Raw genomic sequence first — 25,039 nt, forward strand, 5'->3', positions numbered from 1 at the left:
AAGCTAAATGCTTTTGAGGTCTTTGGAGGCGTAAGTCAAATGCACTTCCTGTCCGATTTCAAGGTCAGGTTTGTTTCTATAAAAGGACAATTGCTCCTTACCTTTTACACAACGGATTTCCCAATGGTTTCCATGAAAACGTATGGCTTCTACCTTGCCTATCCAACGGCTTTTCTCCGGGTTGCGCGTCGGTTTGATCTTTTCCGGACGAATGTAAAACTGCTTTTTGCCCTGCTCACCGGCGATCCAGTTAATGTCGCCTGTTAGTTCGGCTACGTAGCTGTTCGCGGGGTTGTTGTACACCTCTTGCGGCGTTCCGATCTGGATAATGCGGCCATCGCGCAGCACTGCTATTCTGTCCGACCATGCTAATGCGTCAGCAGCTTCGTGCGTAACGAAAATGCAACTCATTTTCTGTTGCTTCCGCAGGCGCTCGATCGCGTCCGCGAGTACGCGACGGTTATGGTTATCCAAATGCGCGAATGGCTCGTCCAGCAGCAGTACGTCGGGCATTTCAGCAATCGCTTTGGCAATGGCCGTCCGCTGTTTTTCGCCGCCGGAAAGCAACTTGGCCTTGCGGTCTTTGACGCTTTTCAATGCAGTCGTTTCCAGCAACTCCGCTACTTTTTCGAGCCGGTAATCGGGCTCGTAGAAGCGCAGGGAATAGGCGATATTCTCTTCGACCGTCTGGTTGGGAAACAACTCGAACTCCTGGTGAATGAGCCGTATCGCCTCATGACCGGGCATGAGCTCGCTCGCCACCGGTTTCAGCAATTGCCCTTTGAAAAAAACATCACCTTGCTCCGCATCCAGGAAACGTCCCAGAATGCGTAGCAAGGTGCTTTTCCCCGACCCGCTTTCGCCCAGGATACCCAGCCACTCGCCCGGTGCCAGTTCGAGGTCGATGCCCGCAAGGACGGTGTCGGTACCGTATGTCTTGGTGATCTGTTGCGCGCGCAGGGTCGGTCGGGACTGTTTCATGCTCAGGCCCAGGTGATTTTCTCCGCGATGCTGCTATTACGGCGTACCGGCGTTTCGGGCGCGTTGTGGTAGCCTAAGTAGTACAGGCCGAGGCATTTCTGTCCTTCGGGCAGGCCAAGGTATTCGCCCAGCTCCTTCAATACCGCCGGGCTGCTCCAGTACGAGCCGATGCCGTAGGCAGTTGCTGTAAGCCACATGTTTTGTACCGCGCAAGCTACCGCCGCCGTTTCTTCCCATTCGGGCAGGTCGTTCGGGTGAAGCTGTGCATTGATCGCGATCACGCAGGCCGATTTCAGGATCTTCTCGCCCGCTGCCTCGTAACGTGCCTGCGAGAAAGATTCAGCCGGGGTATTGTTGCGGTAGCGCTCCATGAAAAAGCTGGCCAGATGCTGCAATTTCTCCTCTCCTCTGAACACAATGAAACGCCACGGTTCCGTACGCTTGTGGGTAGGCGCATAATTGGCATTTTCAAGAATATTTTCAATGATTTCCTGCGGGATCTCTTTTTGAATGTAGTTCGGTGGGAAAATAGCCCGGCGTGTGCGGATGATATGATTAATGGTTTCTACTGTCTGTTCCATTACTGATTGTTTTACTACTCGGATTTGGTCAAGGAGCAAAACTAACGATTATACCCAAAATTTACCCAGAACTCGTGCTACTTTGCCGCTAAACCATTATTTTCAACCTCCTCTTTGACAAAACCGTAATTTGGCCGGCCAAAATCAACACCAATCAAACCTGAAATCGCATGCTTGTCACTACTACCCCGAATATCGAAGGTAAAAGAATCACTAAGTATATCGGACTGGTGAATGGTGAAGCCATTATCGGGGCCAACTTCGTCAAAGACTTCCTGGCAGGCATACGCGACGTCGTAGGCGGGCGCTCGGGCGCCTATGAACAGGGATTGCGCGAGGCCAAAAGCATTGCCATCCGCGAAATGATGGAGCAGGCTCAACGCCTGGGCGCCAATGCGGTGATCGGCGTCGATATCGACCTCGAAACGATTGGAAACGGCAGCTCAATGCTCATGGTAAGCGCCAACGGAACTGCGGTGTGCTATGAGTGATAGCTGAGGCCGCTTGCCGTGCACATGGCAAGCGGCAAGCGGTTATCAGAATACGCCGCGGGCGATCTGCGACACATTGTCGGATTTACCCATCGTGTAAAAATGCAGTACGGGCACGCCATAAGCCAGCAGCTCCTTGCATTGCTGTATACCCCATTCAACACCTACCTGACGCACTTCCTTATCGGTGGCGCATTTTTCAACTTCCTTTACCAGCTCCTGCGGAAATTCCAGGTGGAAAATATCCGCCAGTACGGTTAGTTGTTTCCGCGTCGATATGGGTTTCAAACCCGGTATAATCGGCACGGTAATGCCCTCCGCACGGCAGCGCTCCACGAATCTGAAATATTTTTGGTTATCAAAAAACATCTGCGTCACAATGTAATTCGCGCCGAGGTCTATTTTCTTCTTTAAAGCCGCATAATCCGAATCGAACGACGACGCCTCGAAATGCATTTCAGGGTAGCCGGCCACACCGATACAGAAGTCGGTTGGTGAAGTTTCGGTTTCCGCGTTGAGCAAAATACCCTTGTTCATATTATCTACCTGCGTCACCAATTCGGACGCATACGAATGCCCGCCCGGTTTCGGCCTGAAAACGCCGGCAGAACGCTCGGCGTCGCCGCGCAGCACCAGCACATTGTCGATGCCCAGGTAATGCAGGTCGATGAGGACATCCTCGGTTTCGTCTTTCGTGAAGCCACCACAAATTACATGCGGAACAGCATCTACCTTGAAGCGCTCCATCAGGCGTGCACAAATGCCGACAGTACCCGGGCGCTTGCGGATGGGAATCCGCTCAATGCTGCCATCCGGGCCAACCCTGTCGATCAGCTCTTCGCGGTGGTAGGTCACGTCTACAAAAGGGGGATTGAACTCCATCAAAGGCTCAATGGAATTCAGCAGTTCGTTAATATTCTGACCTTTCAGCGGCGGAATGATCTCGAGGGAGAATAAGGTCTTTCCCTCCGCGCGGCGAATGTACTCGGTAACTTTGGTCATTTGGGAGTGATGTGGTGTGTTTTAAGAGAGTACAAAGAAAGCACAAAAAAAATGGCCTACCGCATTACAGTAGGCCATTCCACGTAAACCCTCCTCTATCAGTGTTCGTCAAAAATGTTAATTGGGTTGCTGACAGGGCGTCAGTCCCAAAGCAACAATTTGCTTGACTGAATACTAATAACTAAAATTCTGTGCCAAATTAGGAAAGAAAGCGTTTACGAGCAATTTATATCAAACTTTTTTTATCGAAATGTAGATTAGTTACTACAATTTTCTCCAAATATCCTGTTTCAACTCCGTTTTAACACATTTTGCGGTTACATGCAGTGTTTACTATTTCAACACTTTTGGGAAACGATTCCCCAAAAGGTCGCACATTTTGTAAATTCTACTGATTTGGCCTCGTCATTTCGATATGTTCGATGGCATCTTCGAGGTAAACATCGCCCGACTGCCTGAAACCGAACGACTCATAGAACCTTTTGAGGTACAGTTGAGCGCCGATCCGGATCGGGACATTGCCATACAATTCTTCCAGTTTTTGAATGGAAACGTTGAGCAGCTCGATGCCGTACCCTGCCCCGCGGCCTTTCGGCGAAACGACGATCCGGCCAATCGCCGGATATTCGTACGACAAACCGGGTGGAACGATGCGCGAGAAGGCCATGAGCTCGCCGTCGCGATAGCCAGAAACATGATAACTAAGCTGGTCTTTGTTATCCGCATCGAGATAACAGCACCGTTGTTCGCGTACGAAAACCTCGCTGCGTAGCCGTAGTATAGCATAGAGCTCGGTTGTAGTCAGTTCGTCGAATGTTTGAAAGCGCCAGTCGAGGTGATAATCCATGAAAATTGGGGGCAAAAGAATTTATTTTATCTGATATTGACCGTTTTTATAAATTTGCGGCACAATTGACAATACCAAGTTACCAACATTAAAATAACTAATAATACATTATAAGTATGGGAAGGGCTTTTGAATACAGAAAGGCACGGATGTTCAAGCGGTGGGACAAGATGGCCAAAACTTTCACCAGGATTGGTAAGGAGATCGTTCTGGCCGTGAAAAACGGTACTGCCGACCCGGCCACCAACTCCAAACTCCGGGTACTGCTGCAAAACGCCAAAGCGGTGAACATGCCCAAAGAAACCGTTGAACGGGCTATCAAGCGCGCCACATCCAAGGATCAGGAAGATTACAAGGAAATGGTGTACGAAGGATACGGCCCGCACGGCATTGCCATCCTCGTGGAAAGCACCACCGACAACCCTACCCGCACCGTTGCGAACGTAAGAAGCTACTTCAACAAGCTGGGAGGAAGCCTCGGAACAATGGGCATGCTCGACTTTATCTTCGACCGCAAATGTATTTTCAAAATCAAGAATACCGGCAAGGATATCGAAGAGCTTGAATTTGAACTGATCGACGTGGGCGGCGAAGAGGTGTTCCTCGATGAAGAAACCGGCCTGATCAACGTGTACGGTGAGTTCCCTGCATTCGGTGCGTTACAGCATTATTTCGAAGAGAACGGCTACGAGATCGTCGAAGCGGATTTCGAGCGCATTCCGAACGATACCAAGACATTGAGCGACGAGCAGATTGCCGAAGTCGAGAAACTGATCGAGAAAATCGAGGAGGACGACGATGTGGTACGCGTGTTCCACAATATGGCTTAATGCAGCGCCACGATCCGGTGTTGTTTTTTCATAAATTCAAAAAAAGTCCCGGGTTCTTTTCCTAACAACGAAGCACCTACGGGCGACGAAGATGAGACTGCGATGACGGTCTCATTTTCTATTTTAACGGCGCCCAGGCTCACCGCGATAAGGAACCAGCCAGCCGTGGTTTCCAACAAAGACCCTACGGCGCTGCGGGCAGGCGCATCCCCTTCACCGATCTTTTCGAGGATCAGTCGTTCCTGACGCGCCTGCTCGTACTGGCGCGCGTGCATATTACGGTCGAGCTGTCCCATCGACCGTGAGGTTTCATATTTATCCCCCATCGAGCTTTTCCCCTGATCGTTCGCCGATTCCTGTGCCGCTTCCATAGCGGCCCACGCTACCTGCATACGCTCATCCAGGAGCGATTTTACGTGAGCGATCACCTTTGCTTTATCCATATTCTAAATATTTGCCGCTGTTGCCCGAAAAGCTGCAAATATAATGGCCAGGGTCAGAGTTTGGTAATTTTCTTCCTGACAACCGCCCCAGCCCCGGTTTTGAATTCCACAATGTATTCGCCGCGGTTCAGTGCCGACACATCGACCTCATCACTATCCCGCTTTTCGAGCAGGGTATTGCCATTCAAATCCAGTACTTTCAGCCCTACAACCGCCGAGCCGTCGTTGGTTGCTACTTCAATCAGGTGCTGCGACGGATTGGGGTAGACAGCGGGATCGGGGGCTGCATTTCCGTTTCGCACCGACACTATCCTGGAAAGCGTAGCCGTTCCGTCGTAGTCAACCTGGTTGAGGCGGTAATAGGTCGTTTGCAATCCGGGAGCCTCGTCGGTAAAATGGTAGTGGTTCGTTTCCTTGCTGTCGCCTGCCCCTTTCACGTTCCCTATTGTGTTAAAGATCCTGGCATCGGTGCTTTTCTGTATTTCAAAGTAATCGTTGTTAGTCTCGGAAGTTGTTACCCATTCGAGTTCATGGAAGCCGTTGACCGACCTTTTCGCATCGAAACTGACCAGTGTAACGGGTAACGGCGGAGGCGGCAGCGGTGGAGCGGTGGCCATAAATGGCTTAGCATTAGCCAGCACATTCTCTGCCGGGTCGAGGATCGCATCACGCCAAAGGCCGGCCGCCATAACCTGTCCCAGTTCATTGAAATGCAGGCCATCGTAACGCCCCTCATTCCCGATCGCATTCAGGTTTGCTCCCCGGAATATATTGGGATCGTCGTTGATCAGCGCATTTTGGGCGTCGGTAATCTCCTGCCTGACACCGTTATTATAACAGGCCGTCGCCACCAGCCACGCCAGGTCCTGGTAATTCGCCTCGTTACGGCTTTTTTCAACGACTTTCTGACTCCTGAAATAAAAGCCTGCGCCCGTTGTATCGCCGTCGTTGATGCCGTGAGCCGAAAGAATCGCACGTAATCCCGTCCGCGGCGCATATTTGGACATCGTATTCCGAATGTTGACATAGGGCATGCGGATATTATACCTGATGAAACCGTGTGTAAAGGGGATATCGTAGGCCGCTTTGTAAAAATAACCCATATTACTGCCTCCGAAAGCCGCGCTGTAAAAGAGAATGGGCACGTTCAATGCCTTCACGAGCGAATCACCCAGTTTGGACCAAAACCACGGGACATCCACCATTGGCGCAATGCCGCAGGTCTGACAGAGGTGCGTAGGTTGCAAGTCAGGGAGATTACTGGCGCTGCCTGTCTGAAGATAAAGATCCCGCAACGCCTGATTGGGATTGGGGTCGATACTGTTGACCAGGTCGCTGGCGGCACCAGTCATAGCTCCTGCCGCGGCAGCGGCATTGGAATGACCGACAATGAGAAACACCTCCCCCACACCTACTTTTTCGATGGTGACAGCATTCCCCACTTGTTGATCGGCATTGTTCATCCCTCTTACTTCCAGATCGAAGCGTCCTCCGGGCGAAGTCAGGAACCCGCCGAATACCCCGGTTGTGAGGTTCGAAGCGATGGTCGTCCATCCCACGGCATTACCCGGCTCCCCCGCTCTGGGATTCAGCCTTGCTTCGATATGAGTGATCTGATTACCGGTGTAGGTCCCCGTCACAAATACATTTGCATTACCACCCTGATTGCGTTGAAAAACCATACGCGCAGGTGGGAAATTCACGTTGAGCTGCGCCAGCACCGGGGAATACGTAACTACGAAAACGAAAAACACATAAAGCTTTACGCGCATAGGAATTAGGTTTAAGTATGAGAAACTTAAAACGAGCGGGTGCTGGGGCAATCAAAAAAACGGGGGGCGCTATTCCATCCGGGCGGACAGAAAAAAATTGTCACTCATGCAAAGGTTTATTGACAGCGGGAGCCATACCTCTACCGGATAGTCGACAGGGCAAGACACAGCAATAAGCCGTCAGTCCTTTTCATGAATGAATGATACTATTGAGCTGATTATCAAGAAATAGGGAGGAGAAAACACTAACGAAGTAGTGGGCAAGCAACCGGTTGAAACAAAAATAGCAGAGAAATCAAGAAATAAATTGATAGGTTAAAATAAATTATTCTACGGCAATTAAAGATTATTTGACTCCAAAAAATGAGGTTCATTTAACACTGATTTTCCTGAAAATTTCGCCCGGATTTTCGCATTGAGCGCTTCCTTATTATCTTTGCCAAACTTTCTTGAATACAAACAATGACACAACTTTCGGTCCGGCACTTACTTGGAATCAAAAACCTGAACGAGAACGACATTCAAACTATCTTAGATACAGCGACTCAGTTCAAAGAAGTCATTAACCGGCCCATCAAGAAAGTTCCCTCCCTTCGCGACATTACCATTGCCAACGTTTTTTTCGAAAATTCCACCCGTACCCGGCTTTCTTTTGAGCTCGCGGAAAAAAGGCTTTCGGCCGATGTGGTCAATTTTTCGGCGTCCGGCAGTTCGGTCAAGAAAGGAGAAACACTGCTCGACACGGTCAATAATATCCTCGCCATGAAAGTGGACATGATCGTGATGCGCCACAGCAGCCCGGGAGCACCCCATTACCTCTCGACACGCATTCCTGCGAACGTCGTGAACGCAGGCGACGGCACGCACGAACACCCGACGCAGGCATTGCTCGATGCGTTTTCAATGCGCGAAAAACTAGGCGACCTGGCCGGCAAAAAAATCGCGATCATCGGCGACATTACGCACTCACGCGTAGCATTGTCCAATATATTCTGTCTGCAAAAATTGGGGGCGGAAGTAATGGTATGCGGCCCTTCCACCCTGATACCTAAGCATTTGGGAGAGCTAGGCGTAAAGATTAGCCACAACGTCAAAGAGGCATTGCAATGGTGCGACGTGGCCAACGTGCTGCGTATACAGCTGGAACGGCAGCAAATCAAATATTTCCCATCGCTGCGGGAATATTCGTTGTATTACGGTATCAATAAGGCCATGCTCGACGAGCTGGACAAGGAAATCGTACTGATGCACCCGGGCCCTATCAACCGCGGTGTCGAGCTTTCTTCCGATGCGGCTGATTCACAGCATTCCATCATTTTGAACCAGGTAGAAAACGGGGTAGCCGTGAGAATGGCTGTGCTTTATCTGTTGGCCCAGCAATAACAAACTACCGATCAGCACCTTACTTCTTTTCGTTTTCTTCCCAAAAGGCCTTTGTCCCATACTTTTTGAATGTAGTCGGGCGAATAAGGCACTTTACATTCGGTATTCCCCATATTGACCGTCACTATTCCAATCCGTTTCCCGACTTCCATTGCCTTCTCCGCCAACGGCGCATAATAGGAACCTACCGCGATCACGAAGCCGTTCATGACATACCGGACCTGATTTTGCGCCGAATGCACCTCGCGCTCTACGCGATCGAGCAAGCTGTCAATTTCCTGCTTGTCGAGCTGCTCGTCGGGTGTCAATGCCAGAATGTATCCCCAGGTTGCCCATCCGGCATCAGCAGTGAGTTCATGGTCGGATTCGATCCATTTTCGCGCCATTTCAAATTTGTAGGGACTTTCCGCCGCGTTCCAGGCCACAGTATATTGACTAATCATATGCCAGGATGCGCCTTTGATCCATTCGTCGAGCACTTCCGGCGTCATTAGTGCAGGTTTCGCCATCAGCCCGGCCAGGTACATCGCGTCCGAATTACCGGTTTTGAACAATTCCAGTGCGAGTTGATGGTTGTTTTTATGTCTTTTGAGGATCGGCTTCATATCGCCTATCCGCACGCCATAGATGGGCTCCACCGCGCCATGGTTCCGCATTGTTTTGAGTGTCTGTTCAGTCGCCAGCATGGCCAGCTCGTTCATGATTTCCTTCACCTGCTCCATCTTCGGGCGATTTGTTTTTCATTCAAAATATAATGTTTTTAAAGAAAAATTTAACTTTCATCCCATTCTAAAAACACATTCATCATGACCTACAATGAAGGCATGCTGCGCGACGGCGCACTCGAAAACAGGACGATCATCGTCACCGGAGGCGGTACCGGGCTGGGAAAATCGATGGCCGCCTACTTCCTCTGCCTCGGCGCGAATGTGGTCATTTGCAGCAGAAAAGAAGATGTTCTTGAGAAAACGGCATCTGAACTCAGCCAAAGTACAGGCGGTAAGATCATTTATGTGGCATGCGATGTAAGAAAACCTGAGCAGGTCGAAAACGTGATCGCCAAAGCCGTTGAAACATTCGGGCGCGTCGATGGATTGGTCAACAACTCTGCCGGGAATTTCATCAGTCCCACGGAGCGGCTTTCGTACAAAGCGGTCGATACGGTCGTCGATATCGTGTTGCGCGGTACCTATTATTTCACGTTGGCTTTGGGCAAATACTGGATTGAAAATCAAATCAAAGGCTCGGTACTCAACATCGTGACTACTTACGCCACCACCGGCTCCGGATGGGTGGTGCCATCGGCCATGGCCAAGGCCGGCGTACTGACGATGACCAAATCGCTCGCATTCGAATGGGGGCGGCATGGCATACGCCTCAATGCAATCGCTCCCGGCCCATTTCCTACAAAAGGAGCCTGGGACCGCTTGTTCCCCGAAGAACTGGCCACCAAATTCGCATTCGAAAACCGCATTCCCCTCGCGCGCACGGGCGAGCACCAGGAACTCGCCAACCTGGCAGCCTATCTGATTTCGGATTTTTCAGCCTACATGACCGGCGAAGTAATCACGCTCGACGGCGGTGAAGTACTGGCTGGCGGCCAATTCAATTTTCTGAAAGAAATCACTGATAGCCAATGGAATGCGATCGAGGAACAGATCAAATCCGCTACCCGTGGCGGCAAGAGTCCGGAATAAAAATTTTATTACCGTTTTATTGGGTAATTTTGCCCGTTCGTTCGTTATTTGACAAACGATGAATACACGTACATGAGAACAAATCTTCGCTTTTGTATTTATATAATGTCTGTTTTGGTGATGGCCGGGTGCGCATCATCCAATAAGTCTATGAAGCAGATTCCCGAGGCCCAGGTACGCCCGACGGAGCAACAGCAGGCCCCCGCACCGGTGAACGAAGAGCTTTCCCTGGTCGCTATTCAAAGTAAATATTTGTTGAAAGACACGACCCAAACGTCGGTTTTTCTGTACGTGGATGCCTTCAAGGGAAAAAATCCGATGGGTGTGGCGGATTTTGTGAAACTCTACAATCTCAACTACGTCATCTACTCCGATTACGGAACACGCGAAAGGCTCGGCTACGGTAATGTGAAACTCGATTCTACAAACGTTTCCCGCATGGGCGACAAGATCGTGATTTCCTATGAGCTCAAAAGCCCCAACCGGGACTATGGCGTGCTTTTGAGTGAAATCAGCCAGACCGGTACACTGAAGAAGGTGTTGAACGATCTCACGATCCGGTTCAAAAAACTGGCTGTCAACCAAACATATGGTGTCTACGCGGGCAACTCTACCCAGCCTTTGCAAAGACATTATATCAGTTCCACTGAGCAGTTTACGATCAAGAAAGCAGGCGAAAACGCCGACCAGCTGCACGTTTATTACTACAATCACGACTTCGAACCGGCAGGATCGCCGATGAACATTGCTCCAAAGAACGTGGGGAAATCGCTGGAAGTGGATAGTACTTTCACGATTAGTGCCAACCAGCCGCTGCAATTCACCAAAGAAGGCCTTTACAATATTTTCGCAGACACTACCCAATCGGAAGGCCTGGGCATTCTGGTGGTAAATGAGCGTTTTCCGAAGGTTACCCGTCCGCAATTGCTGCTTGGTCCGTTGCTTTACATGAGCACCAACAATGAGATCAACGAAATCAAGAAGGCCGAGGACTATAAAAAGGCGCTGGATAAATATTGGCTTACGCTCATGAACGGCAATGCGCCACTTGCTCAGCAATCGATCCGTTCGTTCTATGGCAGGGTCGAAGAGGCCAACCAGCTTTTCACCACTTACAAGGAAGGCTGGAAAACCGATAAAGGAATGATTTACATCGTATTGGGCCCGCCGGATAAAGTACAGCGCAGCAAAGACCGCGAGGTGTGGACCTACGATCACAGAGGCAACGCCCAAAACGTCAATTTTACATTTAACAGAAGAAACAATCAATTTGTGGATGATCATTATGAACTGGTTCGCTATGCCGAATACCAGCCGATTTGGTATCCAGTAGTAGAAGCATGGAGAAACGGAAGTATACGGTAAGAAAACCCGCCCCCAGACAGTCCCAGGCCGATATGGTTTTTGGTACGCAGTCGGTACTCGAAACCCTTCGTTCGGGCAAAGAAATAGAACGGTTATTTATTCAGCGCGAGTTTGGTCTTGCGGAGATTGAAAAGCTCGCCAAGGAGCTCGGCGTCCCCTATCAGCGTGTACCGGTTGAAAAATTGAACCGGGTAACGCGCAAAAACCACCAGGGTGTCATCGCATTTGTATCGCCTATTCAATACATGCCTTTGCACAATGTGCTTACGCAGGTGTATGAAGATGGCAAAACCCCGCTCCTGCTTCTACTCGACCGCGTTACCGACGTCCGCAACTTTGGTGCGATCGCGCGTACGGCCGAATGCGCAGGCGTGCAGGCCATCATTGTCCCTACCAAAGGCGGTGCGCAAATCAATGCGGATGCGATGAAGACGTCGTCAGGCGCATTGAACTTCCTGCCCATTTGCCGCGAACCGAATCTCTATGAAACGCTGACTTACCTTCGCAACAGCGGGTTGCAGATCATCGCTTGTACAGAAAAAACGGACAAATCGCTTTACGATATTGATTTCTCCGTTCCAACCGTGATCATCATGGGATCAGAGGAAGACGGTATTTCCAAGGAATTCATCGACCTCTCCGACAGCGGCGCAAGAATCCCGCTTGCCGGGCAAGTCGAGTCACTGAATGTATCGGTGGCGAGTTCTATCATTCTGTACGAAGCTGTGAGGCAGAGGATAAAGATCTGACAATAAGACTTGTTTTTCAGATAAAAGTCTTATATTTGTGTAACACCTGAACCGGCATTGGATTGCATCTCCTCTAAGCACGTCGGGTGTTTTTTTATTCCAGCGTTTCCCAGCGTATCGATTCTGTGATCGAGTAAAGAAAATAGCGGTTCTGAACCGTCAACTGGACATTAAAATAGGCGGTTTCACCGCCTATTTGCGTTTCAAAGAAATGATATCCAACTACGTGGGGTCTGGGATGATTTTGATGTGATGTAAAACCTACATAAGTAGCGCTTCTCAATGCACCTTCCAATCCATCGATTAGCAATAAGATCTTGTCGCGGTAGAGATTGAACGGTTGATTGATGCATTCTTTAATCCCAGCCATATTAAATTCGATTTCCCCGCCGAGTTCCTTGCGAAAAATCCCTACATTCTTTGAGACCAAATCCAATCTAACCCTTTCCTTCGCCATCCGGCGCAAGAGATTTAAATCCATCTGTAAGTTTGTTGATGATAAAACTTTACAGAGGAACTATTTGAGTAGATAATGGGAAGCTAATTTAGAAATAATTCACCACTCTCACTCCTGCTTGAAGCTCTTCATAATCCAGCCGCCGCCGACCACATCATCGCCTTCATAAAAGACAGCGGCCTGGCCTGGTGCAATGCCGTTGACGCCATCGTGGAAGCGGGCTACGATTTGATCCGGGCCGGTTTGTTCGATGATCGCCGGGGTTCCGTCGTGTTTGTACCGCACTTTGGTTACGGTTTCCAGCGGCTTTTCGAGGGAAGCGTATTTTTGCAAATTCAATTTGCTCACGTTCATACCGTCGCGGAAAAGATCGGGCATGTCGCCAAGTACCACTTCGTTAGAATCTTTCCGGATTTCCGTCACGAAAACCGGGCGGCCTAATGCAATGCCAAGCCCTTTGCGCTGGCCGACAGTGTAGAATGGATAACCTTCATGCTTGCCTACGACCGTGCCATCCGCGTAAATGAAATTACCGCCTGCTACCTCAGCTTCCAGTCCTGGAATACGTCTTTTCAGAAAGCCGCGGTAGTCGTTATCCGGCACGAAGCAGATTTCATAGCTTTCAGATTTATTAACCAGGTCAATAAACCCTCTTTCACGCGCCATTTCACGGATTTCGGTTTTATGTAAATAACCCAACGGCAGCTTGGTACGGGCCAGGCTTTCCTGCGATACGCCCCAAAGCACGTAGCTTTGATCCTTCCAGGCATCAATGCCTTTGGACACATAATGGCGACCATTATTGAACTGCATATTGGCATAATGCCCGGTAGCGATAAACTCGCAATCGAGCCTGTCGGCGCGACGGAGCAATGCATCCCATTTGATGTGGGTATTGCAAAGCACACAAGGGTTGGGCGTGCGGCCTTCGAGGTATTCGCCTGTAAAATGGTCGATCACATAATCGCCGAACTCGGCGCGGATATCGAGAATATAATGCGGGAAACCGAGTTCCACCGCGATATTGCGTGCATCGTTAATAGAATCCAGCGAACAACAGCCGGTTTCTTTCTTGGTACCGCCACTGCTGGCATAGTCCCAGGTTTTCATGGTCATCCCAATGACCTCATAACCTTGCTCGTGGAGAAGGACAGCTGCGAGTGAGCTGTCAATGCCGCCGCTCATAGCGACAAGAATGCGTCCGTGTTTACTCATGGTGGTAATCTGGCGAAGGTTGAATGCCTTCCGATTTTGGTTAATTTGAAAAATTGTAACAGCGGCGAACCGCGGCACAGTTCCACAAAGGTACGGATTAATTGCCGGAATCTTGTCCAGCCGTCAAAACTTCAAGCAATCACCATCCTGATCACATTCTTAATATTCAACTCGATAATCTCCGTCATGGTCTCGCATTTGTGGTAATGGGCATCGGAATAATGGGCTGCAAGACTTTCGCGTAACTGATGAATATTGTCGGTGGTTGAAATTTTGTCTTTGATACAAACATCCCGCAAATCCCGCAGGCGGTAGCGCTCGGCCTTGGCCTGATACATAATCGACGACTGCTCTTCTTGCTGGTATTGCACCACCGTTTTGTCGGTCAGGTATTCCATCGCTAACTGCACGTAAGGCAGGTTTTCCTTGAAAAACTGCGGCATATACACTTTCAGATTGCCTTCGTAAAATTGCTGATCGAAGTCGATAGCACGGAGGCGGAACTGGAAATCGTCGAAATCCGGGGTAATCTGCATCACAAAATTGTAAGAACGCATATCGCCCAGCAGTGTGATCTTGCAGCGCTCATTGAACTTCACAAATTCCTTGGCGATCCGGATCGGATTGTAGTCGGGGTCACGCATGCGTGTGCGCGCAAACTCGTCGCCCGGAATACCGGCAATGTGTTCCTCGATCAGCGTTTCACCGTCGACGATGTAGTTGACCTGGTTGGGTGAGAAGATTTCTTCCAGTTCCAGTCCGTAAATGCGGGAAGAATCGGCCTTTTTGACGTAGAAATAATCGTAGATATCATTCAGTCGGTTCACGATTTTAATGCGGAACGGGTTGGAATTACCGAATTTGCAATAATCAATGCGGTCGATGTATTTGTGCTCGACAATGCGCAGGTTACCCGAAGCTTTGAGCATTGCATACACCTTTTTCAGGCCCGCGTGCAATCGTTCCAGCTCATGCGGCGGGTAAAGCGGGCTCTCCCAAAGCGTATCCTTCCCGTTCTTATCAATGACCGGAAACGACTCATAGAAATTCAGCAGATCGTGGTAAGCCACCGGCAAACGGGCGTCGCGCTGGTAAAAACGCAGGTATTTGCGCAGCTCAGAGCTCACCGGATAAATCGGTTTTTTCCTTAATATTTTAACATCACCCATTTCCATACAAGGAAGTTACGCATATTTGACCGATTAAAACCATTGAACTGCCACTATGAGCTTATACGGACTGGTGATTTGCGGCGGCGAAAGCACGAGAATGGGGACGGACAAAAGCCTGCTGGTGTATTATCAAAAACCTCAGCACGAACACGTTGCAGACCTGCTCGCGCCCTTGTGTGAGCGCGTAATTCTGTGCTGCAACGCGGAACAATACAGAACATTCCGTACCGTCTACCCGAAACTGGCCGACCTGCCCCAATACGGCGGGGCCGGCCCTATGACCGGGTTGCTCAGCGCATTTGAAACGTTTCCGGGAAATGACTTTCTGGTGGCCGGCTGTGATTATCCCTATTTGACTACCGACGAACTGGCCAATTTTCTGCACGACACCGATAAGGATTTGCCTGCCGCGGCCTTTTATAATCAAAATGCCTTCTACGAGCCGCTGCTCGGGTGGTATGCGCGATCGGCGGGGAATGCATTGTTGAAAGCTTTTGAAAACGGTTCGCGCTCGTTGCAACGTTTTCTGGTAGCGGAGAATGCAGGAAAATACCGGCCATTGTCGGAAAAAACGATGCTGAGCGTGGACACGATCGATGATTTCCAAGCCATAAAAAAAGCACTCGAAGCAGAAAATGACATTCAAGATGGAGACCAGTTCGATAACCAGCCATAAAATTATTCGCATTAACGGAGATGACGCCGAAGAGCTCGACGACCACCTCGCCGTGGAAGAGCCGCTTGAAATACAGGTTGCGTTTCAGTCGGAGGGGCGAAAAGAGCGCAAAAGCATTTCGGTAACGATGCGAACGCCCGGAAACGATCACGAACTTGCCGTCGGGTTTCTGTTTACTGAAGGCATTATCCATTCCCAAAGCCAGATCGGCGGCATTGCGCATTCACCTTTCGACGAAAACCGCGTGGTAGTAACCTTCTCCGCCGGTTTCGAGCCGAAACTAGGTTCGCTGGAACGTAACTTCTATACCACTTCCAGCTGCGGCGTTTGCGGCAAGGCGAGCATCGATGCGATCAAAACCAAGTCGGCTTACGCAAATGCACAGGATAACTGGGTTTTGAAAAAGGAGCTGTTGTACCCGCTCACCGAGCAGATCGCTCGTCACCAGAACACCTTCGAAACTACGGGCGGACTGCATGCTTCGGCTCTTTTTGACATTTCCGGGCAATTTCTGATGTTGCGCGAGGATGTGGGAAGGCATAATGCCCTGGACAAACTCATCGGTGCAACCTTGCTGGCGAATCAACTGCCACTTGATAAACACATCCTCCTGCTCAGCGGCCGGGCGAGTTTTGAACTCATTCAAAAAGCCGCAATGGCCGGAATAGCGGTCGTGGCGGCAATAGGCGCGCCTTCGAGTTTAGCGGTACAATTGGCGGAAGAGAGCGGCATGACGCTGATAGGTTTTCTGAAAAGCAATAAATTCAACATTTACACCGGCCATCACCGGATCCGATAACTATGAAAATCCGCATTCACGGAAACTCCGTACGTTTCAGGCTTTCGAAAACGGAAGTCGGCAAACTTGAAAATGAAGGATACCTGGAAGAAACGACCGATTTCGGTCCGGCGCAGTTTGCCTATGCAGTACAAAAATCGGCAGTAAGCGAGCTGCTGGCGCGATTTGAGGATAGCAAAATCACCCTGGAAGTCCCCGAAAAGTTCCTTACTGGCTGGGCTGCGAACAATACTGTCGGATTTAACGGCAATATGCCGTTGGCCAACGGTAGTTCGTTATTGATGTTGATTGAAAAAGATTTTAAATGTCTGGATAACGTCGCCGAAGACCAGTCCGACAATTACGATAACCCCAAAACCTGCTGAACCATGTCCGAAAACCTGCTCCCTGTTCCGGGCGCTGAAAACCCGGAAAAACTGACCGGTTTGAAACAAGGTCCGATCAAAAAAGTGGCTGCGGGTATTCCCGCCGTAGTTTCTGCCCTGGAAATGACCATCAGTGAAGCCGGTTTGGAACGGGGTATGAAAGCACTTTTCAATCTCAACCAAAAAGGCGGCTTCGATTGCCCCAGTTGCGCCTGGCCCGACCCTGACGACGAGCGCTCGGGCATTGCCGAGTATTGCGAAAATGGCGCCCGGGCCGTTGCCGAAGAAGCCACGGCAAAGAAACTGACCGCGGATTTCTTCTCGCAACATTCCGTGCAGGAGCTGGGAAAACTTTCGGATTACGAGATAGGCGGCAAGGGCCGCATCGCCGAACCGATGTTTTTGCCCGCAGGCGGCACGCATTACCAGCCCATTACGTGGAATGCTGCTTTTGAAAAAATCGGAGCGGAATTGAATCGCCTCGCATCACCCCATGAGGCAGTGTTTTATACCTCGGGCCGCACCAGCAATGAGGCCGCGTTCCTCTACCAGTTGTTTGTGCGGGAATATGGTACGAATAACCTGCCCGATTGCAGCAATATGTGCCACGAAAGCAGCGGCACGGCATTGGGCGAGTCGTTGGGAATCGGGAAGGGCTCCGTCACCCTGCATGACTTTTATCAGGCCGAGGTCATCATGATCCTCGGGCAAAACCCGGGTACCAATCACCCGCGGATGCTTACCGCATTACAAAAAGCCAAAGCCAACGGCGCGACGATCATCTCCATTAACCCATTGCCCGAAACCGGCCTGATGGGTTTCAACAATCCGCAAACCGTGGCGGGCGTGCTGGGTTACAAGCCCGGGCTGACCGATATTTTCCTGCAAGTGAAAATTAATGGCGACATGGCATTGCTCAAAGCCATTGAAACGCTTTTGCTAGAATCCGAACAAAAAGCCCCCGGTACCGTTTTTGACCAGGATTTCATCCAACAGCATACACAAGGATACAACGATTTCCTCCAAGACCTGAAACAATACAATGCCGAACAGCTCGCCGCGCAGGCGGGCGTACCTTATGCGCAGGTGCAGGAGGTTGCGCAAGTACTCACGGGAAAAAGCAAGATCATCGCCTGCTGGGCCATGGGACTGACGCAGCACAAGAATGCTGTGGCGACTATTAAGGAAGTGGTGAATTTGCTGTTGCTGAAAGGCAGCATCGGCAAGCCCGGCGCGGGGACCTGTCCGGTGCGCGGGCATAGCAACGTCCAGGGCGACCGCACAATGGGCATTTTCGAGCGCCCTTCTGCTAAATTTTTGGATTCAATTGAACAGAATTTCCATTTCGCCGCGCCGCAGAAACATGGGTACGATGTCGTGGAATGCATTAAGGCTATGCACGCCGGTGAAGCAAAAGTGTTTTTTGCCATGGGCGGGAATTTTCTTTCTGCCACACCCGATACACGTTTTACCGCCGAAGCCTTGCAGAAATGCAAATTGACGGTCCACGTGTCTACCAAACTGAACCGCAGCCACCTTGTGCACGGCCAGGAAGCATTGATATTACCTTGCCTCGGCCGGAGCGATAAGGACATGCGTAATGGCGAAAACCGGTTCGTATCGTGTGAAAACTCGATGGGCGTGATACAATCGTCCCGCGGTGTGCTTCAACCAGTGTCGGAACACCTGCTGAGTGAGCCGGAAATCGTTTGCAGGTTGGCAAAGGCCACATTGGGCGGACGCAGCAAAGTGAGCTGGGATAAGTACATCGAAGACTACGACCTCATCCGCACCGACATCGAGCGCACGATCCCAGGCTTTGCGGATTATAACGAGCGGGTACGACAGCCGGGCGGTTTCTATTTACCCAACTGCAATCGCGCGGGCGACTTCGACACTCCTACCCGCAAGGCACATTTCCACATTGCCGCGCCGGAAAAGCAACATTTGAATGCAGGCGAACTGATGATGATGACCATTCGCAGCCACGACCAGTTCAATACCACCGTGTACGGCCTGAACGACCGCTATCGGGGCATTTATAATGAGCGACGCGTCGTTCTGATGAATGCAAAGGACATGCAGGACCGCAACCTGAAAAATGGCGATCTCGTGGATTTGCACAACCATTATGATGGTGTCGAGCGCGTGGCACACAAGTTCGTAGTCGTCGAATACCCTATCCCCGAGCAATGCACGGCCACTTACTTCCCGGAGACCAACGTACTGGTACCCATCACGAGCGTCGCGGAAAAGAGCAATACCCCTACCTCCAAAATGGTGATCCTGACGGTTACACCGCACCAGGGTTTTTAGGATAACTTAATATTGGCCTAACAGACACTCGCCCAGGTTGCCGTAATTTCGCCGCTGTTTTGCCGCATTGGGGTAAAATGCGCCGAAAAATGTCTTTTTAAGTAAGTTTAAATAGAATACAATGAAAAAAGGATTTTTAATGCTAGCAATCGGGCTGATGAGCCTGGTGTCGATGGATGGTATGTCTCAAAAGAAAAACAAGGTGATCGCGCACCGCGGCGCATGGAAAAATACCGGTGCTACCGAAAACTCGATCGGTGCGCTGGAACATGCCATTAAGTTGGGTTGCTACGGTAGCGAATTCGATGTGCATATGTCGGCCGACTCGGTTTTGTATGTACTCCACGACCACTCCATTCAAGGAACAAATATCGAGACAACCAATTCGGCTGAGCTTTCTAAGATCAAATTGGCTAACGGCGAGCCGCTGCCGACTTTGGAGGCTTATTTGAAAGCGGGTTCGAAGCAAAAGAAGACGCGCTTGATCCTGGAAATCAAAACTTCTAAAATCAGCAAGGAGCGCTCATTGGCATTGGCTGCGAAATGCGTGGAACTGGTGAAAAAAATGAAGGTCGAAAAGATCACCGACTACATTGCATTCAGCTGGGACGTTTGTCTGAAAGTGAAGGAACTCGCACCAAAAGCACACGTGGAATACCTGAACGGCGACAAAACGCCTGACGAAATCCAGGCTGCCGGCCTCGACGGTATCGATTATCATCTCAGCATTTTGAAGAAGAAGGAAGATTACATTCCCGCAATGCGCCAGAAAAAACTGACTACCAACGTGTGGACAGTAAATGATGAAGCAGATTTGAAATATTTCCTCGAAAAAGACGTGGATTACATCACCACCAACGAGCCAGAGCTGCTGCTAAGCCTTTCGAAGTAAATAAAAAGAGCAAAACGACTTTCGTTGTCACCCTGAGCGGAGTCGAAGGGTGACAACTTTAACCAAAGTTTATACAATATCTTTAAATACCAATAAGAATACCTTAACGAATGCGCGCCATCTGCAACTGTCCATTCGTTTCCTGCCATGCCCTGATCACTTGCGTAAGCTGCTTGTATTCGATCAGGAAGCCATCGTGCCCATACAATGAGTCGATCTCCTGAAACGCGGCATCGGGAATATGGCGGGCCAGGAATTGCTGCTCCGAAAGCGGGAATAGCAAATCGGATTTGATACCCAGCACCAGCGTTTTCGCCTTCACAAGCCCGAGCGCATGTACGATCCCTCCACGGTTACGGCCCACATTGTGCGAATCCATGATCTTGGATAGCGCCCAGTACGAAAATGCATTGAAACGCTTCACAAACTTGTCGCCCTGGTACTGCTGGTACGACGACGCCCGGAAATCATCGATCTGATCGGGATTATCGCGCGCCTGCGTGAAGTTGTAAGTATCGTAATTGCGATAGGACAGCAATGCGATCGAACGCGCCGCTCGCATTCCCATTGCCCCTGCTTCATCACTATCCTCTTTGTAGGTAGGGTCCGCCTCGATGGCCATCCGCTGCGATTCATTGAATGCGATACCCCACGGCGAATGCAATGCATTGGAAGCGATCAGGATCAGCTCCTCGAATAAATCGGGCCTTTCCACGGCCCACTCCAGCGCCTGCTGCCCACCTAGTGAGCCCCCTATGCATATTTTGATTTTGCTGATCGCCAGCTCCTGCCGCAAAAGGTCAAGTGTTCCTACAACGTCCCGCACAGTGAGCGTCGGAAAGCTGTGGTAATAGGGTTGGTTTGTTCTCGGGTTAACCGACAATGGCCCCGTGGACCCGTAGGCCGAGCCTAGCACGTTCACACAAATGATGAAGTGTTGGTCCGGATTAAAATATTTCCCTTCTCCTACCAGTCCGTCCCACCAGTCGGCCGCATTGGAGCTTCCGGTGAGCGCATGGCAAATCCAGACGATATTGGTATCGCTGGCATTTCTCTCTCCGTAAGTAGTGTATGCGAGTTCAAATCCGGGTAGTTCGCCACCCATTTCGAGGGCGTAAGGATATGGGTACTTAAATGTCTTCTGTTCCGCTTGCATAAGAGCCACAGCACGTGGTTAAATTCAACACATGGTAAAATTGACAGCCGAAATACAAATTTTCGGTTGCAGCTGCGAGACTAAAGCCAATCGGCTTACGGAAATTTCTAACTGTAAGAGCACACGAATTGATTTTATATCTCCTAATCAACTTAGGTGGGAATTAGCACCTTTCTCCATCGCGGTAGCAGGTTGCCAGAGGTTCATAGAGCCCATTCTCTCGCCTCTTCTTTATAAATCAACCGCTGTTCAGGGAAGCAATTGATTGATGGTGCAATATTAAGCGCGGATGCCTGAAAATACAAGCAAATGCAAAAATTCTGTCCTTCCGTGAGGCCCGCTCGTGCCGCGGCAGCTTATCTTTGCCCGTCAACCATTTTTAGTAGAATGAGAATCTTTTTTCACAGTCTGCTGCTCGTTTTCGGCGTTGCGCAGGCATTTGGACAATCCGTTTCACCCTCGCCGGAGAACATCCGCAAGCACATTTCGTACCTGGCTTCCGACAAAATGAAAGGCCGGGGCACCGGAAGCAAAGAGAATGAGAAAGCTGCGAAGTATGTGGCGAAACAATTCAAGAAGTACCACCTTTTACCCAAAGGCACCGAAGGTTATTACCAGCCATTTACCGCAAAAATCAGGCGCATTGTAGTGCCCGACAGCATCCGTGAGGCAGGGAATGTAATCGGGTTTCTCGACAACGGGGCGCCATATACCATCGTCATAGGCGCTCATTTCGACCACCTTGGCCTGGGTCGCCAGGGAAGCTCCAAAGCCGAAAAACCGGAAGGACAGATCCACAACGGGGCCGACGATAATGCCTCGGGCGTGGCCGGGCTGCTCGAACTGGCGCGGTATTTTTCGGGAAATGACAAAAAGGAGCCTTACAACTTCCTTTTTATCGCATTCGGGGCCGAAGAACTGGGGCTTGTGGGCTCCCGTCACTTTGTGAACAATCCGACATTGCCGTTGGCCGACATCAACTTTATGTCGAACATGGACATGATCGGGCGGTACGACCCGAACCGGGGAGTCGGCATTGGCGGCTACGGCACGTGTGCCGAATGGCCGGCGATTTTTAAGGATGTAAAAAGCGATACGAAGTTTTTTACGGATAAGGCGGGAAGCGGCGGCTCTGACCACGGTTCGTTCTATGCCAGGCAAATCCCCGTATTGTTTTTCCATACCGGCGGCCACGACGATTACCATAAACCGACCGACGATGCAGAGAAGATAGATGCCAACGCAGAAGCGGGGATTCTGGGTATTCAAATTAAACTCATTGAGAATGCAATGTCATTACCAAAACTCAAATTCACAGAAGTCAAATAAGTCATTGTCCATTCGGGAGAATCCCTAAAATCAGTTTGTTTTGTACGGTTTTGTTGCTCCATCATTCACTTACGGTCAGGCCCACATCTCTCCTGAAGAGTTGTACGGAACGCTATTTCGTGACGTGCAGTGCAGCCATATTTTCTCCGATTCCAAAACATTCGCCGATGCGATTCCGCTGGAAGACCCGGTACTGATCATCGAGCGCTATCACCAGGAAAAAGACGCCCCGGACTTCGACATGGAAACATTCGTCCGGGGACATTTCAGGATACCGGCCCAGATTGCTTCGGAATTCATTTCCGATAAGAATGAGCCGGTTTCCGAACACACAGGAAAACTCTGGTCGGTACTTACCCGCCAGCCCGAAAACCAGGAACGGGGCGGATCCCTCATCCCGCTACCCCATCCTTACGTGGTACCCGGCGGGCGTTTCAGGGAAATATATTATTGGGACAGCTATTTTACGATGCTGGGCCTCAAAGAGTCGGGACGGGTGGAGTTGATAGAGCATATGCTCAATAATTTCGCCTATCTGATTGATACCTTGGGATTCATACCGACTGCCAACCGGACTTATTATCTGAGCCGGTCCCAGCCACCTTTTTTTTCCCTGATGGTGAGACTATTCAGCGAAATGGAAGGCAAAAAAGTACTGAAAAAATATTTATCCCAATTACAAAAAGAATACGATTACTGGATGGATGGATGCCTGGAACCTTGCGAACCTTTCACCGCTCACCGGCGCCTGGTTTATCTTCCGAACGGCGCGCTGCTGAACCGCTATTGGGACGATAAGGCTACCCCGCGACCAGAATCTTTCAGCGAAGACACCGAGCTGGCCCATGAGGCCTACGAAAAATACGGCACCGCCCCTGAAGAGCTCTACCGCCATATCCGCGCGGCTGCGGAATCGGGGTGGGATTTCAGCAGCCGGTGGTTTGCCGATGAAACCGATTTTGCCTCGATCCACACGACCGACATCCTGCCGCTCGACCTTAATTGCCTGCTTTACCACCTCGAAAAAACCATTGCGGAAGCCTACTTGCTCTCTGACAACCGGCGTATGCATTTGCTTTACGAGGAAAAGGCACGGCAGCGGAACATCGCTATCCAGACCTATTTCTGGGATGAGTCCAAAAATTATTACATGGATTATGATTTCCGCAAAAGGGATTTCACGAAAGCGATCACCATTGCGGGGGCCTTTCCCCTGTTTTTTAAGCTCGCGCCCAAACCGCACTCGCATTATGTACGTGCATACATAAGGCTCAATTTCCTGAAATCAGGCGGGCTGCTCACGACCATGGTACGCACGGGACAGCAATGGGATGCCCCCAATGGCTGGGCCCCGCTGCAATGGATCGTTTACAAAGGTTTGCGTAATTACAATTTTCACAGGACAGCCAACGAGCTCAGCGACGAATGGCTGGGGCTCATCGAGAAGGAGTTCAGGCATTCGGGCAAGATGCTCGAGAAGTACAATGTATCGGATACCAATCTGATCGCCGGAGGCGGCGAGTATGAAATCCAGGAAGGATTCGGCTGGACGAACGGGGTCTATCTCCGAATGAAAAACCGCAAGCGATAGCCGGATTTCGACGAAATCCACTTTGATTTCTTATCTATTTCCAATAAATTATATTAAAAATTGGCAGGAAAATCTTCCCGTAGCGGATATTTTTAATACCTTGCTGTTATCAAGCCCATTTGACTTCATGAAACTTCCCATATACCAAATCGATGCTTTTACTGATAAGTTGTTTGGTGGAAACCCTGCCGCAGTAGTTCCTCTGGAACAGTGGCTGCCGGAAGAAACGATGCTCGCCATCGCTGCCGAAAACAACCTCGCCGAAACCGCATTCTACGTCCCGACCGAAAATGGCTTCCATATCCGGTGGTTTACGCCGACGGTAGAAGTAGACCTCTGCGGACATGCGACGCTCGCCGCAGCATATGTGATTTTCAATATTCAGCATTACGAAGGGCAATCCATTAGCTTTGATTCACGGAGCGGCGTGCTCACCGTCGATTGCAAGGAAGACTGGCTTACATTGAACTTCCCTGTGGATCAATACCACATTGCCGTACCGCCTCCCGGGCTTGTAGAAAGCCTGAAAAACACGACGCTACTCGAAGTTTACAAAGGCAAAACCGACTATCTGGTCGTGCTTGAATCGGAGGAAGTCGTGAGGGACCTTGATTTTGACATTATTATTCTCTCGACCATTCCGGCACGGGGCGTTATCGTAACTGCGGCAGGTGACGAGGTGGATTTTGTATCGCGTTTCTTTGCACCGCAATCGGGCATTGACGAAGATCCCGTGACAGGCTCCGCGCATACGACTTTGATCCCCTACTGGGCCGACAAGCTTTGCAAAACACAACTAAACGCCCGCCAGCTCTCACGCCGCGGCGGCTTTCTGAAATGTGAATTGCAGGGCGACCGTGTTTACATTGGTGGTCAGGCGAAGTTGTATCTCAAAGGCGAAATCCTCGTAGACTAGGCGTCCCCGACTAG

General features: G+C 50.3%; 25 protein-coding genes and 1 riboswitch. Of the genes, 14 read left to right on the plus strand and 11 right to left on the minus strand.

The window, feature by feature from the left end; translation table 11 throughout:
• Positions 1-3: 3 nt before the first annotated feature.
• Together J7619_RS05510 and J7619_RS05515 are read right to left on the minus strand one after the other, a co-directional pair.
• On the minus strand, positions 4-981 hold the full coding sequence (locus J7619_RS05510) for an ABC transporter ATP-binding protein (RefSeq protein WP_291195228.1): 978 nt from the start codon (positions 979-981) through the stop codon (positions 4-6).
• A 2-nt stretch (positions 982-983) separates the two neighbouring features.
• Positions 984-1,562, minus strand: a complete 579-nt coding sequence (locus tag J7619_RS05515; protein WP_291195231.1) for a nitroreductase — start codon at positions 1,560-1,562, stop codon at positions 984-986.
• A 170-nt stretch (positions 1,563-1,732) separates the two neighbouring features.
• Here J7619_RS05515 and J7619_RS05520 point away from each other — a divergent pair, with 170 nt between their 5' ends.
• On the plus strand, positions 1,733-2,053 hold the full coding sequence (locus tag J7619_RS05520; RefSeq protein WP_291195234.1) for a heavy metal-binding domain-containing protein: 321 nt from the start codon (positions 1,733-1,735) through the stop codon (positions 2,051-2,053).
• Between the two features lie 45 nt (positions 2,054-2,098).
• On the opposite strand, the gene metF is transcribed toward J7619_RS05520, so the two are convergent.
• Both metF and J7619_RS05530 read right to left on the minus strand, forming a co-directional pair.
• The gene (gene metF / locus J7619_RS05525; protein ID WP_291195238.1) at positions 2,099-3,055 is read right to left on the minus strand and encodes a methylenetetrahydrofolate reductase [NAD(P)H]; all 957 of its coding nucleotides are present in this window, start codon (positions 3,053-3,055) and stop codon (positions 2,099-2,101) included.
• A gap of 388 nt (positions 3,056-3,443) precedes the next feature.
• Positions 3,444-3,902 (minus strand): GNAT family N-acetyltransferase, encoded by a 459-nt coding sequence (locus J7619_RS05530; protein WP_291195241.1) that lies wholly within the window; start codon positions 3,900-3,902, stop codon positions 3,444-3,446.
• A 116-nt stretch (positions 3,903-4,018) separates the two neighbouring features.
• On the opposite strand from J7619_RS05530, the gene J7619_RS05535 reads away from it, so the two are divergent.
• Entirely contained in the window at positions 4,019-4,732 is a 714-nt protein-coding gene (locus J7619_RS05535; RefSeq protein ID WP_291195244.1) for a YebC/PmpR family DNA-binding transcriptional regulator, read from the plus strand.
• Here the strand turns inward: J7619_RS05535 and J7619_RS05540 are convergent.
• Both J7619_RS05540 and J7619_RS05545 read right to left on the minus strand, forming a co-directional pair.
• Complete coding sequence (locus tag J7619_RS05540) at positions 4,729-5,175, minus strand: transcription elongation factor (protein ID WP_223403596.1); 447 nt, start codon at positions 5,173-5,175, stop codon at positions 4,729-4,731. The genes J7619_RS05535 and J7619_RS05540 overlap by 4 nt on opposite strands.
• Before the next feature lie 53 nt (positions 5,176-5,228).
• Entirely contained in the window at positions 5,229-6,947 is a 1,719-nt protein-coding gene (locus tag J7619_RS05545; RefSeq protein ID WP_291195248.1) for a T9SS type A sorting domain-containing protein, read from the minus strand.
• A 462-nt stretch (positions 6,948-7,409) separates the two neighbouring features.
• On the opposite strand from J7619_RS05545, the gene J7619_RS05550 reads away from it, so the two are divergent.
• A complete protein-coding gene (locus J7619_RS05550) occupies positions 7,410-8,330 on the plus strand; it encodes an aspartate carbamoyltransferase catalytic subunit (protein WP_291195251.1) in 921 nt (306 codons plus the stop codon).
• Positions 8,331-8,341: 11 nt separating this feature from the next.
• On the opposite strand, the gene J7619_RS05555 is transcribed toward J7619_RS05550, so the two are convergent.
• Positions 8,342-9,052, minus strand: coding sequence for a DNA alkylation repair protein (locus tag J7619_RS05555; protein WP_291195254.1), 711 nt, complete (start codon positions 9,050-9,052; stop codon positions 8,342-8,344).
• An 84-nt stretch (positions 9,053-9,136) separates the two neighbouring features.
• Between J7619_RS05555 and J7619_RS05560 the strand changes: the two genes are divergently transcribed.
• From J7619_RS05560 to rlmB, 3 genes are all read left to right on the plus strand, one after another.
• Positions 9,137-10,027, plus strand: coding sequence for an SDR family oxidoreductase (locus tag J7619_RS05560; protein ID WP_291195257.1), 891 nt, complete (start codon positions 9,137-9,139; stop codon positions 10,025-10,027).
• Between the two features lie 150 nt (positions 10,028-10,177).
• On the plus strand, positions 10,178-11,392 hold the full coding sequence (locus tag J7619_RS05565) for a GWxTD domain-containing protein (protein WP_291195260.1): 1,215 nt from the start codon (positions 10,178-10,180) through the stop codon (positions 11,390-11,392).
• On the plus strand, positions 11,368-12,141 hold the full coding sequence (gene rlmB, locus J7619_RS05570; protein WP_291195263.1) for a 23S rRNA (guanosine(2251)-2'-O)-methyltransferase RlmB: 774 nt from the start codon (positions 11,368-11,370) through the stop codon (positions 12,139-12,141). Before J7619_RS05565 ends, rlmB begins: the two co-directional genes overlap by 25 nt.
• Positions 12,142-12,235: 94 nt before the next feature.
• Here the strand turns inward: rlmB and J7619_RS05575 are convergent, their stop codons facing one another.
• From J7619_RS05575 to J7619_RS05585, 3 genes are all read right to left on the minus strand, one after another.
• Positions 12,236-12,622, minus strand: coding sequence for a hypothetical protein (locus J7619_RS05575; RefSeq protein ID WP_291195266.1), 387 nt, complete (start codon positions 12,620-12,622; stop codon positions 12,236-12,238).
• Between the two features lie 84 nt (positions 12,623-12,706).
• A complete protein-coding gene (gene mnmA / locus J7619_RS05580; RefSeq protein WP_291195269.1) occupies positions 12,707-13,813 on the minus strand; it encodes a tRNA 2-thiouridine(34) synthase MnmA in 1,107 nt (368 codons plus the stop codon).
• 131 nt (positions 13,814-13,944) lie between these two features.
• Entirely contained in the window at positions 13,945-14,988 is a 1,044-nt protein-coding gene (locus J7619_RS05585; protein ID WP_291195272.1) for a hypothetical protein, read from the minus strand.
• 49 nt (positions 14,989-15,037) lie between these two features.
• Between J7619_RS05585 and J7619_RS05590 the strand changes: the two genes are divergently transcribed.
• From J7619_RS05590 to J7619_RS05610, 5 genes are all read left to right on the plus strand, one after another.
• Positions 15,038-15,661: a molybdenum cofactor guanylyltransferase gene (locus J7619_RS05590; protein ID WP_291195275.1), complete on the plus strand. Its 624-nt coding sequence runs from the start codon at positions 15,038-15,040 to the stop codon at positions 15,659-15,661.
• The gene (gene fdhD / locus J7619_RS05595; RefSeq protein WP_291195278.1) at positions 15,633-16,460 is read left to right on the plus strand and encodes a formate dehydrogenase accessory sulfurtransferase FdhD; all 828 of its coding nucleotides are present in this window, start codon (positions 15,633-15,635) and stop codon (positions 16,458-16,460) included. The genes J7619_RS05590 and fdhD overlap by 29 nt, the downstream gene beginning before the upstream one ends.
• 2 nt (positions 16,461-16,462) lie before the next feature.
• On the plus strand, positions 16,463-16,825 hold the full coding sequence (locus J7619_RS05600; RefSeq protein ID WP_291195281.1) for a DUF7009 family protein: 363 nt from the start codon (positions 16,463-16,465) through the stop codon (positions 16,823-16,825).
• 3 nt (positions 16,826-16,828) lie between these two features.
• Entirely contained in the window at positions 16,829-19,141 is a 2,313-nt protein-coding gene (locus tag J7619_RS05605; protein WP_291195284.1) for an FdhF/YdeP family oxidoreductase, read from the plus strand.
• A 121-nt stretch (positions 19,142-19,262) separates the two neighbouring features.
• The gene (locus J7619_RS05610) at positions 19,263-20,033 is read left to right on the plus strand and encodes a glycerophosphodiester phosphodiesterase family protein (RefSeq protein WP_291195287.1); all 771 of its coding nucleotides are present in this window, start codon (positions 19,263-19,265) and stop codon (positions 20,031-20,033) included.
• 103 nt (positions 20,034-20,136) lie between these two features.
• Here the strand turns inward: J7619_RS05610 and metX are convergent, their stop codons facing one another.
• Complete coding sequence (gene metX, locus J7619_RS05615) at positions 20,137-21,189, minus strand: homoserine O-acetyltransferase (protein ID WP_291196499.1); 1,053 nt, start codon at positions 21,187-21,189, stop codon at positions 20,137-20,139.
• A 131-nt stretch (positions 21,190-21,320) separates the two neighbouring features.
• Positions 21,321-21,429: riboswitch (SAM riboswitch) on the minus strand.
• 147 nt (positions 21,430-21,576) lie between these two features.
• Here metX and J7619_RS05620 point away from each other — a divergent pair.
• From J7619_RS05620 to J7619_RS05630, 3 genes are all read left to right on the plus strand, one after another.
• The gene (locus J7619_RS05620) at positions 21,577-22,518 is read left to right on the plus strand and encodes a M20/M25/M40 family metallo-hydrolase (protein WP_291195290.1); all 942 of its coding nucleotides are present in this window, start codon (positions 21,577-21,579) and stop codon (positions 22,516-22,518) included.
• Between the two features lie 40 nt (positions 22,519-22,558).
• Positions 22,559-24,109 carry an alpha,alpha-trehalase TreF gene (treF, locus tag J7619_RS05625; RefSeq protein WP_291195293.1) on the plus strand — a complete coding sequence of 517 codons (1,551 nt, stop codon included), beginning with the start codon at positions 22,559-22,561 and terminating at the stop codon, positions 24,107-24,109.
• 127 nt (positions 24,110-24,236) lie between these two features.
• Positions 24,237-25,025, plus strand: coding sequence for a PhzF family phenazine biosynthesis protein (locus J7619_RS05630; protein WP_291195296.1), 789 nt, complete (start codon positions 24,237-24,239; stop codon positions 25,023-25,025).
• Positions 25,026-25,039 lie beyond the last annotated feature (14 nt).

The organism is Dyadobacter sp., from assembly GCF_017744695.1.
Lineage (GTDB): Bacteria > Bacteroidota > Bacteroidia > Cytophagales > Spirosomataceae > Dyadobacter.